This is a genomic window from Pseudomonas sp. IT-93MI4 (assembly GCF_949767635.1).
Taxonomy (GTDB): domain Bacteria; phylum Pseudomonadota; class Gammaproteobacteria; order Pseudomonadales; family Pseudomonadaceae; genus Aquipseudomonas; species Aquipseudomonas putida_A.
Map to the genome: position 1 here is coordinate 44346 of NZ_CATKPP010000011.1, position 16515 is coordinate 60860.

At 61.5% G+C, this 16515-nt stretch carries 12 protein-coding genes and 2 riboswitches; of the genes, 4 read left to right on the plus strand and 8 right to left on the minus strand.

The features are described from left to right. Positions 1–134: 134 nt before the first annotated feature. The 6 genes from ACM6I7_RS07495 to cobW all read right to left on the minus strand — a co-directional run bounded on the left by ACM6I7_RS07495 (position 135) and on the right by cobW (position 10636). On the minus strand, positions 135–1694 hold the full coding sequence (locus ACM6I7_RS07495) for a TerC family protein (RefSeq protein WP_414888248.1): 1560 nt from the start codon (positions 1692–1694) through the stop codon (positions 135–137). A 379-nt stretch (positions 1695–2073) separates the two neighbouring features. Beyond that, entirely contained in the window at positions 2074–3720 is a 1647-nt protein-coding gene (locus ACM6I7_RS07500; RefSeq protein ID WP_414888250.1) for a phospholipase D-like domain-containing protein, read from the minus strand. Between the two features lie 171 nt (positions 3721–3891). Continuing rightward, positions 3892–4623 (minus strand): vWA domain-containing protein, encoded by a 732-nt coding sequence (locus ACM6I7_RS07505; RefSeq protein WP_414888251.1) that lies wholly within the window; start codon positions 4621–4623, stop codon positions 3892–3894. Then, positions 4551–5549 carry an ATP-binding protein gene (locus ACM6I7_RS07510; RefSeq protein ID WP_414888533.1) on the minus strand — a complete coding sequence of 333 codons (999 nt, stop codon included), beginning with the start codon at positions 5547–5549 and terminating at the stop codon, positions 4551–4553. The genes ACM6I7_RS07505 and ACM6I7_RS07510 overlap by 73 nt, the downstream gene beginning before the upstream one ends. Before the next feature lie 164 nt (positions 5550–5713). Beyond that, positions 5714–9562 (minus strand): cobaltochelatase subunit CobN, encoded by a 3849-nt coding sequence (gene cobN / locus ACM6I7_RS07515; protein ID WP_414888252.1) that lies wholly within the window; start codon positions 9560–9562, stop codon positions 5714–5716. Between the two features lie 3 nt (positions 9563–9565). Next, positions 9566–10636: a cobalamin biosynthesis protein CobW gene (gene cobW, locus ACM6I7_RS07520; protein ID WP_027612646.1), complete on the minus strand. Its 1071-nt coding sequence runs from the start codon at positions 10634–10636 to the stop codon at positions 9566–9568. Between the two features lie 97 nt (positions 10637–10733). Next, positions 10734–10947, minus strand: a riboswitch (cobalamin riboswitch). Between the two features lie 1109 nt (positions 10948–12056). Then, positions 12057–12279, plus strand: a riboswitch (cobalamin riboswitch). Between the two features lie 122 nt (positions 12280–12401). On the opposite strand from cobW, the gene ACM6I7_RS07525 reads away from it, so the two are divergent. The 4 genes from ACM6I7_RS07525 (at position 12402) to cobM (ending at position 14547) form a co-directional block, all read left to right on the plus strand. Next, positions 12402–12599 (plus strand): CbtB domain-containing protein, encoded by a 198-nt coding sequence (locus ACM6I7_RS07525; RefSeq protein WP_003225486.1) that lies wholly within the window; start codon positions 12402–12404, stop codon positions 12597–12599. Positions 12600–12610: 11 nt separating this feature from the next. Then, complete coding sequence (locus tag ACM6I7_RS07530) at positions 12611–13309, plus strand: CbtA family protein (RefSeq protein ID WP_027613714.1); 699 nt, start codon at positions 12611–12613, stop codon at positions 13307–13309. After that, entirely contained in the window at positions 13306–13719 is a 414-nt protein-coding gene (locus ACM6I7_RS07535; RefSeq protein ID WP_041072679.1) for a cobalamin biosynthesis protein, read from the plus strand. The genes ACM6I7_RS07530 and ACM6I7_RS07535 overlap by 4 nt, the downstream gene beginning before the upstream one ends. An 81-nt stretch (positions 13720–13800) precedes the next feature. After that, positions 13801–14547 carry a precorrin-4 C(11)-methyltransferase gene (gene cobM, locus ACM6I7_RS07540; RefSeq protein WP_414888253.1) on the plus strand — a complete coding sequence of 249 codons (747 nt, stop codon included), beginning with the start codon at positions 13801–13803 and terminating at the stop codon, positions 14545–14547. 201 nt (positions 14548–14748) lie between these two features. On the opposite strand, the gene nfuA is transcribed toward cobM, so the two are convergent. Together nfuA and ACM6I7_RS07550 are read right to left on the minus strand one after the other, a co-directional pair. Further along, positions 14749–15333, minus strand: a complete 585-nt coding sequence (gene nfuA, locus ACM6I7_RS07545) for a Fe-S biogenesis protein NfuA (RefSeq protein ID WP_003225494.1) — start codon at positions 15331–15333, stop codon at positions 14749–14751. Positions 15334–15390: 57 nt separating this feature from the next. Beyond that, positions 15391–16416 (minus strand): acyltransferase family protein, encoded by a 1026-nt coding sequence (locus ACM6I7_RS07550; RefSeq protein ID WP_097087279.1) that lies wholly within the window; start codon positions 16414–16416, stop codon positions 15391–15393. Positions 16417–16515: the final 99 nt, after the last annotated feature.

Consider the following 16515-nt stretch of genomic DNA (forward strand, 5'->3'; position numbering starts at 1 on the left):
TGACACATCGCTTTCGCGGGCAAGCCCGCTCCCACAGGGGTCAACGTTGTTCACACATTTCGTGTACGACGCGTGCACTGTGGGAGCGGGCTTGCCCGCGAAGGGGCCGGCACCGTCAGCGCAAGGCTGCTGCCTTACGCAGAATCGCGCACCAGCAACACCTGCGTCACCCGTCGTTCCTCAACGGCTTTGACGGTCATTTGCCAGCCTGCGTACTGCAGCCGATCGCCGATAATCGGCAAGCGATCCAGCAGGCTCATCACCAGTCCGGCCAGGGTCTGATAGTCCTCGGTCGGTTCGGCGCCAAACCCGGTGCGCTGGCGAACACGCGTCAGATTCAATGCGCCGCTGACGATGAACCCGCCCTGCCCCTCGATCACGTCCGGGCCTTCGATTTCGCTGGCATCGGGCAGTTCGCCGGCAATCGATTCGAGGATGTCGGTCATGGTCAACACGCCGACGAAGTCACCGAACTCGTTGACCACGAAGGCGATGTGGGTCGACGCCGCGCGCATTTGCTCCAGCGCATTGAGGATCGAATAGCTGTCGAGCAGGTTGATGGTCTTGCGCGCCAGGTGCTCCAGATTCGGCTCGGCACCGGCCAGGTATTCCTTGAGCAGTTCCTTTTTGTGCACGAAGCCCAACGGTTCATCCACCGCGCCGTGGCGAATCAGCGGCAGACGTGAATACGACGAGTGCATCAATTTTGTGCGAATTGTCTCGGCGTCGTCGGCCAGATCGATGGTGTCGACATCCGCACGTACGGTCATCAGGTTCCGAATCGGCCGCTCGGCCAGTTGCAGCACGCCACTGATCATCACTCGCTCGCGGCGGTCGAACAGCTCCGCACTCGGGGCTTCGCCGTCATCGAGCAGATCGGAAATTTCCTCGCCGACCTCCTCCGCCTCCAGCTTGCGCCCGCCCAGCAGACGCATTACCGCGTGGGCCGTGCGCTCACGTATGGGGCGCAAGCCTTGCATCGAACGCTTGCGTCGGGCCCGAGCGATCTGGTTGAACACCTCGATCAGGATCGAGAAACCAATCGCCGCGTACAAATAGCCTTTCGGGATGTGGAAACCCAGGCCTTCGGCCGTCAGGGCGAAACCAATCATCATCAGGAAGCCCAGACACAGCATGATCACCGTCGGGTGCGCATTGACGAAGCGGGTCAGCGGCTTGCTGGCGACGATCATCAGGCCGATGGAAATGATCACCGCGATCATCATCACCGCCAGTTCATCAACCATGCCGACGGCGGTGATTACCGCGTCCAGCGAGAACACCGCATCGAGCACCACGATCTGCGCGACGATTGGCCAGAACAGCGCGTAAGCGGCGTTGGTCGAGCGCTGGCCGACGTGGCCTTCGAGTCGTTCGTGCAGCTCCATCGTCGCCTTGAACAGCAGGAATACACCACCGAACAGCATGATCAGGTCACGGCCGGAGAAGCTCTTGTCGAACACCTCGAACAACGGCTGCGTGAGGGTCACCAGCCAGGAAATACTCGCCAACAGGCCCAGGCGCATGATCAGCGCCAGCGACAGGCCGATGATTCGCGCACGGTCGCGCTGATGCGGCGGCAGTTTGTCCGCCAGGATCGCGATGAACACCAGGTTGTCGATACCCAGCACCAGTTCCAGCACGATCAGAGTCAACAAGCCTAACCAGGCCGTGGGATCCGCTAACCATTCCATAAAATGTCTCGATCTCTCTTCAGTGAATTCAGGCTGCCGGGCACGGCAAAGTGCAACGCGAAGGCTCTGAAGCCGCGTTGTCAACGATAGACGGGAGTCGGAAAACCGGATGCTGCGAGTGCGTCAAGACCGCGCCATGGCGCGTGGAGAAGGTACGACTGGGAGGCTCCAAGAGGGTGTTCATGCAAATCCTGAATGAAAAATGGCCTTGGAGCGTACAGGCTCAAGGCACATTTTCTACAGCGGCAAATCATTTCAAAATCTGTCTCAACTGACCACTGCCCCCTGTAGGAGCTGCCGCAGGCTGCGATATTTTGACCTTGTTTTTTCAAGGTCAAGATCAAAAGATCGCAGCCTTCGGCAGCTCCTACATTGGCTGTCAGCGTCCGGCAAAGCGCAACCGCGACAACTGGCGCAAATCCCCCTCTACGTAATAATCGTTGGTCCAGCTGTCATCCACCGCCAGCGGACTCACCTGCTTGAGCTCGAGTTTTTTCGCGAAATAGCGAAAGCGGTAATGCTCATAAAACCGCAGCAATTCCAGGCCATAGCGATCCGCCAGATCAGTATCGCCGCGAATGATCAGGTAATTTTCGTCATTGCCGTTACTGGCCGAGGTGCTGAGGTTGTGGCTGCCGCTGATGATGGTCGGCGCATCGGTGGTGAAGTCCGTGACGACCGCTTTGGTGTGCACCAGCAGGTTGCCCTTCTGGCCTTTCATGTTTTCTTTCAGCCAGCCTTCCAGCCCGGTGTTGAGCAAAGCTGTGGCAGCGAATTCGGCGGTGCGGTCGGCATGAAATCCGGTGATGCTGCTCGCGGTATTTTGCAGGCCGTAACGCAGGATGTCGTCATGCGGTTTGCCGAGCAGCGCGTTGAGAATCGCGTCCGGCAGGCTGAAAGCGGTGACGAACAACACGTCCTTTTTCGCCGCCTCGATGATCTCGACAAACTCACGCAAATCGCCACCACCGCTGCGTGGCGAGAACCCGGCGAACAGCGCCTGTGCCGGGTCCATCGGGTTGTGTTCGGTGATCCAGCTGCGCGTCGCAGCGACATCGGCGGGGTTGGCCCAGACCTCTTCAAACACTTGCAAATAACGCGTGGCAATCATCACGTCGTCGAGCGTATGCACCACGTTGGCCTGGCGATACACGCCATTGGCGGTGAAATTGGTGCTGCCGCACAGCACCGCCTGCGGTTGCCGCTGACCCGCGCCATCGACGCTGCTGAGAACAATGAATTTGTCGTGAAAGATGTTATGGGTGACCCGGCCGCGCTTGTTCGCCATCGGCAATTTGGCAAGGTTCGTTTCGTTCAGGGTCGTATCGGGATCATCAGGTTGCGCGTGATACAGAACGCGCACCTGAACCCCACGGGCAAATGCCGCATTTACAGCGTCGATGATCGCCTGCAACTGATACTCGTAGATCGCGATTTCCAGCGCCCACTGCGCGTCCACCGCACGTTCGATAAAGCCCAGCAAACGCTCCAACAGCCCGTTCTCCAGCCACAGCCGCGCCGCGTCGGGCCAGGCCTCGATGGGGAAGTTCTTGTTGGCGCTGATCTGCGCGTCGAGGTCGGGAAATTTGCGCTGGAAGGCCTGACTGGCGGCCACGGCACGGTTGAATATCACGCTCTGGTTGGCCGGATGACCGTCGTCACTGGTGATGCTCAGCTCCAGTGATTCGCCAAGTTGTGGCGCGTCTGCCGTGCCGTAGGCCAGATGCACGCGATAATGCATGGTAGTGCCCGGATTGACCGCGTAATCGGCCCAGCGGAACTTTTGCAGCGGCGCTTTATCGCTGGGCGTGGCGTGATACTGGGGGAAGGTGTGCGCCTTGCCGGGAAATGTCAGGCTGTTGAACAGGAACAACCACGGTTTGTCGCCCTGCTGCTTTTCGATGGCAAACCCGAGCAGGCCTTTGCGGCGGGGTTCGGCCAGATCCATGGCGAGTAACACGCCGTTGGTGCCGGCGTAGGCTTTGACGCGAAAATCGTCCTGAGGATTGGCGACCAGTACCCGCATGATTCACTCCTTGTGATTGGGCTGGGGTGGAGCATAGAGCAGCGCTGCGGTTTTTGGTGATCCTGCATGATCCGAGGCGATGCCTTCGCGAGCAGGCTCGCTCCCACAGAGCAAGCGGTGTTCACCAACATTGTGGGAGCGAGCCTGCTCGCGAAGAGGCCCGCTCAGACTTCACACATCATCGATATGCCGATATTCCGCACTCAGCGCCGCCGCTAATTCCCGCGCCCGAGCCAGGCGGATCGGCCCACGCTCAATGTCGATCAACAATCCCGGACATTCCAGCGGCAACATCGGCGGCAAGGTTTTCAAGCGGCCATCCGTCACCACCAGCAAGCGCTGCTGCTCGGCAGGAAAGCGCTTTTGTCGCTGCACCAGCCATTGCTGTGCCTGCGTCAACGCCGCCACCAACGGCGTGCCGCCGCCCGCCCCCAACGCCTCCAGCCAGGTGCGCAAGCCACTCGATGCCTTCAGGCCTTGCACCTGCCATTTTGGCGCGCTGCCGCTGGCGGTCAGCAAGGCCAGTCGTGCCCGCTGCCGATAAGCATCATCGAACAATTGCGCGAGCAGGCCCTTGGCATCGCTCAGCGCCTGATGCCTACGGGTCGAAGCCGAGGCATCGACGATCACCAGCCACAATTCATGGGGAGTACGAGTGCGCAACTGGAACTGCAGATCTTCTCGAGTCTGCGGCCGACCGTTGAGCAGCGTGCCCGGCCAGTTCACCCGGCCGCTGCGCGCGGCGTGGCGCTGGCCTTGGCGTCCATGATCGAGGCGACCGGCGCGGGGTCTGGCATTCGCCCCCGCGTCGGATCGGGGACGAATGCCGGTTACTTTTTTGGCCAGCTCGGCACTTCGCGACGGACACCGGTGGTCACTGCCGGGGCGGGCATATCCCCCCACTGGCCCTGCCCTTCGCTCGGTTCGGCCTGACTACTGGCCGGGTTCTGCGCGGGTGGCTGAGGGCTGGAAGAAGAGGATTCGCGACGCCGATGCCGCAGGGCAAATTCCGCCACGGCGTCGATGTCCTGCTCGGCAATCGCTTCGGCGCCGCGCCATGCCGCATGCGCACGGGCCGCACGCAGCCAGACCAGATCAGCACGCAAGCCATCGACGCCAGCAGCGAAGCAACGCTCGGTGATACTCGCCAACGCGTCGTCATCCAGCGCAATGCTCGCCAAGGCGATGCGCGCCTGTTCGCAGCGTTCGCGCAGCGCTTGCTGCTGTGCTTCCCACTGCGCGCAGAACGCCTGTGGATCGCTGTCGAAATCCAGTCGGCGCCGGATGATCTGCCCGCGTTCGGTTGGCGCGGTGTGGCCGCTGAGGGCGACGTTCAGGCCGAAACGGTCAAGCAGCTGTGGCCGCAATTCGCCCTCTTCCGGGTTCATCGTGCCGATCAATACAAATCGCGCCGAATGCCGATGGGAAATACCGTCGCGCTCGATCAGATTGGTGCCGCTGGCTGCCACATCTAGCAGCAGGTCCACCAGATGATCCGGCAGCAGGTTCACTTCATCGACGTAGAGCACGCCGCCGTCAGCCTTGGCCAAAACACCGGGAGAAAACTGCGCACGACCCGCGCTCAGCGCCGCGTCGAGATCGAGGGTGCCGACCAGACGCTCTTCGGTGGCGCCCAGCGGCAGGGTGACGAATTGACCGCTCGCGAGCAGATCGGCCAAGCCACGGGCCAGGGTGGATTTTGCCATGCCACGCGGGCCTTCGATCAGCACGCCACCGATTTTCGGGTCGATGGCGGTGAGGCACAGCGCGAGTTTCAGGTCATCGGCGCCGACCACGGCGGAGAGCGGGAAATGCGGGGTGTCGGTCATCTTCAATACTCGGTCATGGTCGGTGATCTGTCGATAATCGTTGGGAGCCACGTTGATCCCTGTGGGAGCAAGCCTGCTCGCGAAAGCGGTGTGCCAGCTACAAAAATACTGTCTGACACGACGCCTTCGCGAGCAGGCTCGCTCCCACAGAGTGAGGCGGTATGTCAGGTGTCTTCTTCTATATCCAGCAGCAGGTTTTCCAGGGCTTCTTTATAGGCCCCGGGTTCCTGCCACATCCCGCGCTGCTGCGCTTCCAGCATCCGCTCGGTCATGTCGCGCAGGGCATGCGGATTGTGCTCGCGGACAAAATCGCGGGTCGCCGGATCGAGCAAATAGGCTTCCGCCAGCAACGCGTACTGATGATCGTCGATCAGTTGCGTGGTGGCGTCGAAAGCGAACAGGTTATCGACTGTCGCCGCCAGTTCGAAGGCACCTTTATAGCCATGACGCTTGACCCCGTCGATCCATTTCGGATTGGCCGCGCGCGAGCGGATCACCCGATTGAGCTCTTCTTTCAGGGTACGGATTCTCGGCAGATCCGGCTGGCTGTGATCACCGTGATAACTCGCCGCCGCTTCACCGCGCAGGGTTTCCACCGCCGCGAGCATGCCGCCCTGGAACTGGTAATAGTCGTTGGAATCGAGCAAATCGTGCTCGCGGTTGTCCTGATTCTGCAACACCGCCTGCACTTGGCTCAGGCGCTGGACGAACTGCTCGCGGGCGGCGGTGCCCTCGTCCGCCCCGCCGTACGCGTAGGCGCCCCAGTTCAGGTAGACCTCGGCCAGATCTTCGCGGCTCTGCCACAGACGCCCATCGATGGCGCCCTGTACGCCCGCGCCATAGGCTCCGGGTTTGGCACCGAAAATCCGCCAGCCGGCCTGGCGTCGCGCCGCTTCGGCATCCAGCCCCGATTGCAGCAGCGCCTCACGTTCAGCGCGCACCTTCGCGGCCAGCGGATTGAGGTCATCCGGTTCGTCCAGCGCTGCCACCGCTTGCACGGCCGCGTCGAACAGGCGAATCAGGTTGGCAAAGGCATCGCGGAAGAAGCCCGAGACCCGCAGCGTGACATCGACTCGTGGCCGATCGAGCAGACTCAGCGGCAGAATCTCGAAATCATCGACGCGCTGACTGCCGGTGGCCCAGACCGGACGCACGCCCATCAGCGCCATGGCCTGGGCGATGTCGTCACCGCCGGTGCGCATGGTCGCCGTTCCCCACACCGATAAACCGAGCTGGCGCAGGTGATCGCCGTGATCCTGCAAATGCCGCTCAAGAATCAGCGTGGCGGACTGGAAACCGATGCGCCACGCGGTGGTGGTCGGCAGGTTACGCACGTCCACCGAGTAGAAATTGCGCCCGGTGGGCAGCACGTCGAGACGACCACGGCTGGGCGCGCCGCTTGGGCCGGCGGGGACAAAGCGGCCGTTCAGGGCGTCGAGTAGACCGCGCATTTCGGCGGGGCCGCAGGCGTCTAGGCGTGGGGCGACGACTTCGCGCAGGCTGTTCAGGATCGACGTTACATCAGACCATTCCGGTCCCTGTGGGAGCGGGCTTGCTCGCGAAAGCGGTGGGTCAGATAAATTTATATCGACTGACACGACGCTTTCGCGAGCAAGCCCGCTCCCACAGGGGACTTGTAGTGCTTGGGAGATCAGTTGGGTGGCGAACAGTTCGAGGCGTTCGCGGGTATCACCGGCAGTGCGCCAGACTTCGTCGCTGACGCTTTGCAGCTCCGGCGGACGCGGGCCGTTCCATGGATCGGCAAGGGAGCAATCCAGCGGATCAAACCCCAGCTCAAACGCCTTGGCCAACGCCCGCAGCAGACTCGACTGCGCACCCTTGCCGTCGCCACGCGGAATGCGCAGCAGCGCCAGCAGCGTGTCGATGCGCAAACGCCCGGTCGGCGACTCGCCAAAGATGTGCAGGCCATCGCGGATCTGCGATTCCTTCAGGTCACACAGATAGGTGTCCAGACGCGGCAGCCAGATCGCTGCGTCGGCGTCGCTGTCCAGACCGGCGTCGAGTTGCAGTTCGCGGTCGATCTGCGTCTCGCGCACCAGTTGCAGAATGTCGCGCTGCAGCTCTCGCGCACGACGCGGATCGAGCAGTTGCGCCTCGTAATATTCGTCGGCCAACAGTTCCAGATTGCGCAGCGGGCCGTAGGTTTCGGCGCGGGTCAGCGGCGGCATCAGGTGGTCGATGATCACCGCTTGCGTGCGCCGTTTGGCCTGGGCACCCTCGCCCGGATCGTTGACGATAAACGGATAGATGTTCGGTAGCGGCCCGAGCAATGCGTCCGGCCAGCAATTTTCCGAAAGGCCGACGCCCTTACCCGGCAGCCACTCGAGGTTGCCGTGCTTGCCGACGTGAATCACCGCGTGCGCACCGTAGGTGTTGCGCAGCCAGAAATAGAAAGCCAGATAGCCGTGCGGCGGCACCAGATCCGGATCGTGATACACCGCGCTCGGATCGACCTGATAACCGCGCGCCGGTTGAATGCCGACGAAAGTCAGACCAAAACGCAGCCCGGCGATCATCATCCGTCCGTCGCGGCACATTGGATCATTTTGCGGGGTGCCCCAGCGTTCCAGTACTGCCGCGCGATTGGCTTGCGGCAGCGCATTGAACATCGCCAGATAGGCATCCATCGCCAGGCTTTGCTGGCATGGACGCAGGTCGATGCTGTCGAGGTCGTTGCTGACGCCGCCGAGCAATTGCTGGATCAGCTCGGTGCCGCTGTCCGGCAACTCCGCCGTCAACGGGAAGCCTTCCGCCTGCAACGCGCGCAGAATATTCAATGCCGCCGCCGGCGTGTCCAGACCGACGCCATTGCCGATTCGACCATCGCGGGTCGGGTAGTTGGCGAGGATCAGCGCGATGCGTTTTTCCGCGTTCGGCAGCCGCGCCAGATCGCTCCAGCGTCGCGCCAGTTCAGCGACAAAATCCATGCGTTCGGGTTGCGCCCGGTAGCAGACCACGTCGGACTGGCTGCGCTCGCTGCGCCAGGCCAGATCCTTGAAGCTGATCGGCCGGCTGATGATGCGCCCGTCGAGTTCCGGCAAGGCGATGTGCATTGCCAGATCTCGCGGGCCAAGGCCCTGCTCGCTGTCGCGCCAGCCCGGCTCGTTGTCCTGAGCACAGATCGCCTGAATCACCGGAATATTGCGCCGGAACGGGCGCAGATGCGGGGCTTCCGGGCTGGATTGCGCGAAACCGGTGGTGTTGAGAATCACCGCCGCCTCGACCTCGTCCAGCCAGTCCTCGACCACGCTCAGACAGCCGGGTTCTTTCAGGCTGGCAACCGCGATCGGCAACGGATTGAGCCCCGCCGCCTGCAAGCGCTGGCAGAACACATCGATGAATGCGGTGTTCGCCGCTTGCAAATGCGAGCGATAAAACAACACCGCCGCGACCGGTTGACTGGGCAGCCATTCGGCTTGCCAGTCGCTCAGTGCGGCGGTGTTTTTCTGTGGGTGATAAATCGCTGTACGCGGCAACGCCTGCGGCTCGCCCCAAGCGTAGTCACGCGCCAGCCAGCGGTTGGCCAGGCAATGGAAGAAGTCCAGCGCATTGCCCATGCCACCCTGACGCAAGAACTGCCAGAGACGGTCGCGATCTTCGGCGAGCACCGTGCTCAGGTCGCTGAGTTCCGGGTCGGGACGATCATCCCCCGGCACCAGAATCACCTGCACCCCGCGCTCGGACAACTCCACCAGACGCTCGACGCCATAACGCCAATAAGCGATGCCGCCGTGCAGCGAAATCAGAATGACCTTGGCGTGACGCAGCACCTCATCGACATACAGATCGACCGAGGCGTGATTCTGCACCTGCATCGGATTGGCCAGACGCAGGCTCGGGTAATCCTCGGGCAATTGCTGCGCGGCTTCGGCGAGCAGCGCCAGGCTGGAATCGCCGCTGCACAGGATCACCAGCTCGGCGGGGGTTTGTCCAAGGTCGGCAATGTTGTCATCCGACACGAAACCGCCGGGCTGGGTCCTGAGCAGGTGCATGGCTTAAACGCTGAGCGCGGCGCGCAGTTGCGCTTCGAGTTGCGCGGCGTCGAGTGCCTGACCGATCAGCACCAAACGGGTGACGCGCGCTTCGTCAGCGCCCCACTGGCGGTCGAAGTGCTTGTCGAAACGCGTGCCCACGCCCTGAATCAACAGGCGCATCGGCTTGTTCGGAATCGCCGCGAAACCTTTGACACGCAGGATGCCGTGCTTGACCACCAATTGCGTCAGCGCGTCGAGCAGCAGGCTCTCGTCGGCTTGCGGCAGTTCGATCGAGATCGAATCGAAGGCGTCGTGATCGTGGTCATCGTGGTCGTCATCACCGTCGTGGTGGTGATCGTGATGGCTGTGGCGGCTGTCGATATGTTCTTCGGATCCGGCACCGAGACCGATCAGCACGTCCAGTGGCAGGCGACCGTTGCTGGCTTCGATGATTTTCACCGCTGGCGGCAGTTCTTCGGCGACTTCGGCGCGAACGCGAGCCAGATCTTCGGCGCTGGTCTGGTCGGCCTTGTTGAGGATCACCAGATCGGCGCTGGCCAGTTGGTCGGCGAACAGCTCATGAAGTGGCGATTCGTGATCCAGGTTCGGATCGAGTTTGCGCTGGGCATCGACCTGATCGGGGAACGCGGCGAAAGTGCCGGCGGCCACGGCCGGGCTGTCGACCACGGTGATCACCGCATCCACCGTGCAGGCACTGCGGATTTCCGGCCACTGAAAAGCTTGCACCAGCGGTTTTGGCAGGGCCAGACCGGACGTTTCGATCAGGATGTGATCGAGGTCACCGCGCCGGGCGACCAGTTCACGCATCACCGGGAAGAACTCTTCCTGCACCGTGCAGCACAGGCAACCGTTGGCCAGTTCGTAGACGCGGCCGGTGGCTTCTTCTTCGGTGCAGCCGATGGTGCATTGCTTGAGGATCTCACCGTCGATGCCCAGTTCGCCGAACTCGTTGACGATCACCGCGATGCGACGGCCCTGAGCGTTGTCGAGCATGTGTCGCAGCAAGGTGGTTTTGCCCGAGCCGAGGAAACCGGTGACGATGGTGACGGGGAGTTTGGCCAGTGTTTTCATCGGATGCCCTTTGGCAAGGTGGCGGGCATACGGGACGAGATCCGCTGCGAGCATGCGCGCGGAAGAATTCGCCACCGGATCACCCCGCCCGGTTGTAGTGAGAAATCTGTGACGAGGCAGGTCTCCTGGCTGACGGTGTTCGGGCCTTGGGCCCGGCGTTCGCTGCGCCTTCCCGCGGGCTCAGTGGATTGAGCTGGCAGTGGCGTGGCAACGAACTTCACCGTTCACAGTTGCGGGGGCAGCCGCGGCTTTGACCGCGTTCCCTTCTTAGCTTCGGCGTGGGCCGAAGAACCTCGAAAGCGCAAGGCTACGCATCGGGTGGTGACCGGTCAATGGTTGGATTGGGGGCATATCCGTTGCTGAGGTGACAGCCTCTTAGGGCTTCGCCCTTACGGCGGTCACTTTTTCCAAACGCCGGGTTTGAGGTTTGGGGTTTGGGGTTTGGGGTTTGGGGTTTGGGGGGCATATCCGTTTCTTCGGGTGTTGCCTCTGGCGGTTTCGCTCTTACAGCGAGTCACCTTTTCCAAACGCCGAAAAGGTAACCCAAAAGGCTTTGCCCCGGCGTACGGCACTTCGCTTAGGCTCAGTGTTCCCTCGCTACGGTGTCCATCCGGGGGCATCGCCTCCGGTTTGCTTCGCTGCACCTCCTCTCGATGGATGCGGCTTCGCCGCATGGCGCTGCACGCCTAACCCCCGGATGAACACCTACGCTCGGCCTGCCGAAGGGGCTGAAGATCAAAAGCCACATCAAAAGCCAGAGCCAGAGCCAGAGCCAGAGCCAGAGCCAGAGCCAGAGCAGATCAAAAGAGCACAGCCTTCGGCAGTTCCTACAGGGGATTGGGTGTATTCAGTTTGGGATTTGGTCGGCTGTCAGGCCGCCTTCGCGAGCAAGCTCGCTCCCACAGTTGGAATGGGTGTGTTCAGTTGGAAATTGGTCGGCTGTCAGGCCGCCATCACTGGCAAGCCAGCTCCCACAGTGGGATCGGGTGTGATCAGTTAGAAATTGGTCGGCTGTCAGGCCGCCATCGCCAGCAGGCTGAAAGCGTGCACCCCATGCGGCGAAGCCGCCCCACTCAACACGATGAGCGTTAGCTCGAGTAAAGCTTTTGATCTGAGGGCCCGTCGGCAGGCTGAGTGGAGGGATTTATCCGGGGGTGGGAGCGCAGCGACCGTTTGGCGCAGCCAAACACAGCGAGAGGAGGTGCAGCGAAGCAAACCGTAGGCGCTGCCCCCGGATGAATACCGGAGCGAAGGAACCCGAGCCTAAGCGAGGGCCGAACGTCAGGGCATAGACCTTTTGGTTACTTTTGGGGCGTTTGCCAAAAGTGACCCGCCGTAAGGGCGGAACCCTAAGTGGCCGTTACCGCAGCAACGGATATGCCCCCAATCCCAATTGACTCAAATCCTCCCCTCATGGTCTCCTACACAACTTGTTACGGGTGCCCTTCACAGGGTGAAACGGGAAACCGGTGAATCATGTGCTTTACTCAAAGCCATGTCAGTCCGGTGCTGCCCCCGCAACGGTAAGCGAGCGAAGCGTCAGATCCACTGTGCCAACGCGGCATGGGAAGGTGACGCTTGCAGGTCGGCCAGACGCCAACCCCTCGTGAGCCCGGAGACCGGCCCGCAACACACAGTGCGCATTGTGCGTCACTGAACATAACAAACCCGCGGTGGGCGGGCGCTGTTCGAACCTCTGCGTGCCCGACTCGCAGAGGTTTTCATGCGCTCTATATCACCCGCTGACACTCCAGAGGGAAGCGCCATGTCGATCATCAGCAGCACCGGCAGCAACACCGACAAAATCTCCAGCACCGCCACCTTGAGCCAACGCCTGACCGCCGCGATCTTCGCGTCGATTCTGGGTGCCAGCCTCGTTTATTTCGCCGGTTTCTCGCACATCGAAGCGGTGCACAACGCCGCTCACGATACCCGCCACAGCGCCGCGTTCCCGTGCCACTGAGACCTGCCGACATGATCAAGCGTATCGCGCAAACCGCAGGCTTCACCGGCCTGCTGGCCGCCCTGCTGCTGACGTTGCTGCAAAGCTTCTGGGTCTCGCCGCTGATTCTGCAGGCCGAAACCTTCGAGAAGTCCGAACCGGTGGCCGTTCACGAACACGCCGCCGGCACGGCCGCACACACCCATGACGCCGAAGCCTGGGAGCCGGAAGACGGCTGGCAACGCGTGGTCTCGACCACCGGCGGCAATCTGGTGGTGGCGGTCGGGTTCGCCCTGATGCTCGCCGGCCTGTACACCCTGCGTGCACCGACCAAAACCTCGCAAGGCCTGCTCTGGGGCCTGGCCGGTTACGCGACCTTCGTGCTCGCACCGACCCTGGGCCTGCCGCCTGAACTACCGGGCACCGCTGCAGCCGATCTGGCGTCGCGGCAAACCTGGTGGATCGGCACCGCCGCTTCCACCGCTGTTGGCCTGGCGTTGATTGTGTTCAGCCGCCACTGGTTGATGAAGCTGCTCGGCGTGGCGATCCTCGCCGTGCCGCACGTGATCGGCGCACCGCAACCGGAAGTGCATTCGATGCTCGCCCCGGAGGCGCTGGAAGCCCAGTTCAAAATCGCTTCGCAGTTGACCAACGTGGCGTTCTGGCTGGCCCTGGGCCTGATCAGCGCCTGGTTGTTCCGCCGCAAAAGCGATGGTCAATACCACGCATGACCGATGACCGCGCAGCGCCGACCTTTGTGGTCGGCCTGGGCTGCCAGCGCGGCTGCCCGGTCAGCACGCTGCGCGCGTTACTCGATCAAGCGTTGCAGGCGCATCGTATAGAACTTGAAGCGGTCAAGGCCTTGGCCAGCATCGATCTTAAACGCGATGAACCCGGCCTGCAGGAACTGGCCAGCCAACTGGCGTTGCCGCTGTTGTATTTCAGCAGCGACGAACTGGCCAGTTATCAGCAACGTCTGAGCCACCATTCGCAGATCGCCTACGAGCGCACCGGTTGCTACGGCGTGGCGGAAAGTGCCGCCCTGGCCCTCGCCGAGCAGTTGATTCAGGCACCGGCAAAACTGCTGATTTCCCGGCAAAAATACGCTCAGGCGACCTTGGCATTGGCCGGCGCTGCGTAAATTCCCGATAATCCCCCTGTTTGATCATGAGCAATCTTCATCTGAAGCGTTGCCCTGCCCCGTTTTTCACAGGATTTCTTCATGACCGTCTACTTCATCGGCGCCGGCCCCGGCGACCCGGAATTGATCACCGTCAAAGGCCAGCGGCTGATCCGCAGTTGCCCGGTGATCATCTACGCAGGCTCGCTGGTACCTGCCGCTGTGCTGGAGGGGCATCAGGCTGAAACCGTGGTCAACAGCGCCGAATTGCATCTGGAGCAGATCATTGAACTGATCAAATCCGCCCATGCCAAGGGCCAGAACGTAGCGCGGGTGCATTCCGGCGATCCGAGCCTGTATGGCGCGATTGGCGAGCAGATTCGTTATCTGCGCGAGCTGAATATTCCGTTCGAGATCATTCCCGGCGTCACCGCGACCGCAGCGTGTGCGGCGTTGCTTGGCACGGAACTGACACTGCCGGACGTGTCGCAGAGCGTGATTCTGACCCGCTACGCGGACAAGACCGCAATGCCGGCGGGTGAGGAGCTGAGCAGTCTGGCGCAGCATGGCGCGACCATGGCGATTCATCTGGGGGTCAATCATCTGCAAAAGATCATCGCTGAACTGCTCCCGCATTACGGCGCGGATTGCCCGATTGCGGTGATTCACCGGGCGACGTGGCCGGATCAGGACTGGGTGGTGGGGACGCTGGAGGATATTGCCGAGAAGGTTGCGGCCAAAGGGTTTCGGCGTACGGCGTTGATTCTGGTGGGACGGGTGTTGGGCAGTGAGGTGTTTAGCGAGTCATCGCTGTATCGCGCGGGGCATGCACACCTCTACAGACCCTGAATCATATGGGATTGGGTGCCAACCTGTGGCGAGGGGATTTATCCCCGATGAACTGCGCAGCAGTTCCTTTTCTGGGGCTGCTTCGCAACCCATCGGGGATAAATCCCCTCGCCACACAATAAACAGGCACTCATTAATCAAGTGCATAAAAAAACGGCGCTCACGGGGCGCCGTTTTTCGTGTTCGCAGTGAACACCTTACTCAGTAGTAGGCGTTTTCTTTCTGCGTGTGGTCGGTCACGTCGCGCACACCTTTGAGCTCTGGAATACGCTCGAGCAAGGTGCGTTCGATGCCTTCCTTCAGGGTCACGTCGGCCTGGCCGCAGCCCTGGCAGCCGCCGCCGAACTGCAGCACGGCAATGCCGTCCTCGACCACATCGATCAGGCTGACCTGACCGCCGTGGCTGGCCAGCCCCGGGTTGATTTCGGTTTGCAGGTAGTAGTTGATGCGCTCGTTGACCGGGCTGTCGGCATTGACCATCGGGACTTTGGCGTTTGGCGCCTTGATGGTCAGTTGGCCGCCCATGCGGTCGGTGGCGTAATCGACGACGGCGTCGTCAAGGAACGCTTCGCTGAACGAATCGATATAGGCGGTGAAGCTTTTCAGCCCCAGCGCGGTATCTTCAGGTTTTTCTTCGCCCGGCTTGCAGTAGGCAATGCAGGTTTCGGCGTACTGGGTGCCAGGCTGGGTGATGAAGACGCGGATGCCGATGCCTGGAGTGTTCTGCTTGGAGAGCAGATCGGCCAGGTAATCGTGGGCGGCGTCAGTAATGGTAATAGCGGTCATGGAAACTCCTCGCAGGCTTGGGCGCAGTTTACGCCAATCATTGCGCCGGACAAAGTCCTAGTATTTTTGTCGGGAAAGATTCTCGACAGGTGCGCGCATCGGTTCGCCCTCGATCCGCGCTTTAAGCCACTGATAGCTGCGTTTTTCCACCCATTCGTAGCTCAACCATGACCCCACACCAATCGCCAGAGCGCAGACGATGAACATCAGATACGGGTTGATTCCGTAGCGTCGCGCGATAAAACCACCAACCGACAACACCAACACGTGCATCAGATACACCGAATAGGAACAGTCACCGAGCCATTTCATCACCCGATTGCGCTCGACGTAGCGCTCCAGCGCCATGCAAGCCATCACCAGCACCGCGCTCGGCACGCCCCAGTTCAATAACCTTGGCGCCGGTGCCAGGTGATAGATCGCCATCATCGCAGCGCCCATCGCCAACAGCGGCAGCCACAGGCCGGCGCCAATCCAGCCCCGGCGATAGAGCACGCCAATGCCGATCCCCAGCAGAAACTCGTAGACGATGTCGGAACGGTAAAACTCGTTGAGCCAGCCGAACGCCTGACACACCGAAAACAGCAACGCGGCGACCACCAGCAAGCGCACCTGCCAGCGGAACACCAGCGCGCATGCAAACAACACATAGAAGAGCATTTCGTAGTTGAGCGTCCAGCCGACATTCAGCGTCGGATAAATCCCGTAGCCGCCGGGGTTTTGCGCAGGAATGAATAACAGCGACGCGAGGAAATGCGCCCAGTCCACCGTCTGATCCGGCAACATTGGCCGGGCGAACAGCACCAGCAACGCCATCAACAGCGTGTACAGCCAGTACGCCGGGACAATGCGAAACAACCGATACAGCAGAAACCGCGCCGGAGGCAGCGCTTTGCTTTCGGTGGAGAGGAAAATCACCAGACCACTGATGACGAAGAAAACATCGACGCCGACTGCGCCTTTGTCGATGAAGAACTGCCCGACCGGGCCGCGCGCCTTGAAGTCGAAGAAAATCTGCATGAAGTGGTGACAGACCACCGTCCACGCGGCAAGCGCCCGCAGGGCCTGCACTGAAATCAACATGATCGGCTCCTGTCCACAACTCTCAAAACCACCACCGACCCCTTGTAGGAGTGAGCCTGCTCGCGATGACGGCATGTCAGGCGACAACCATTCTGAATG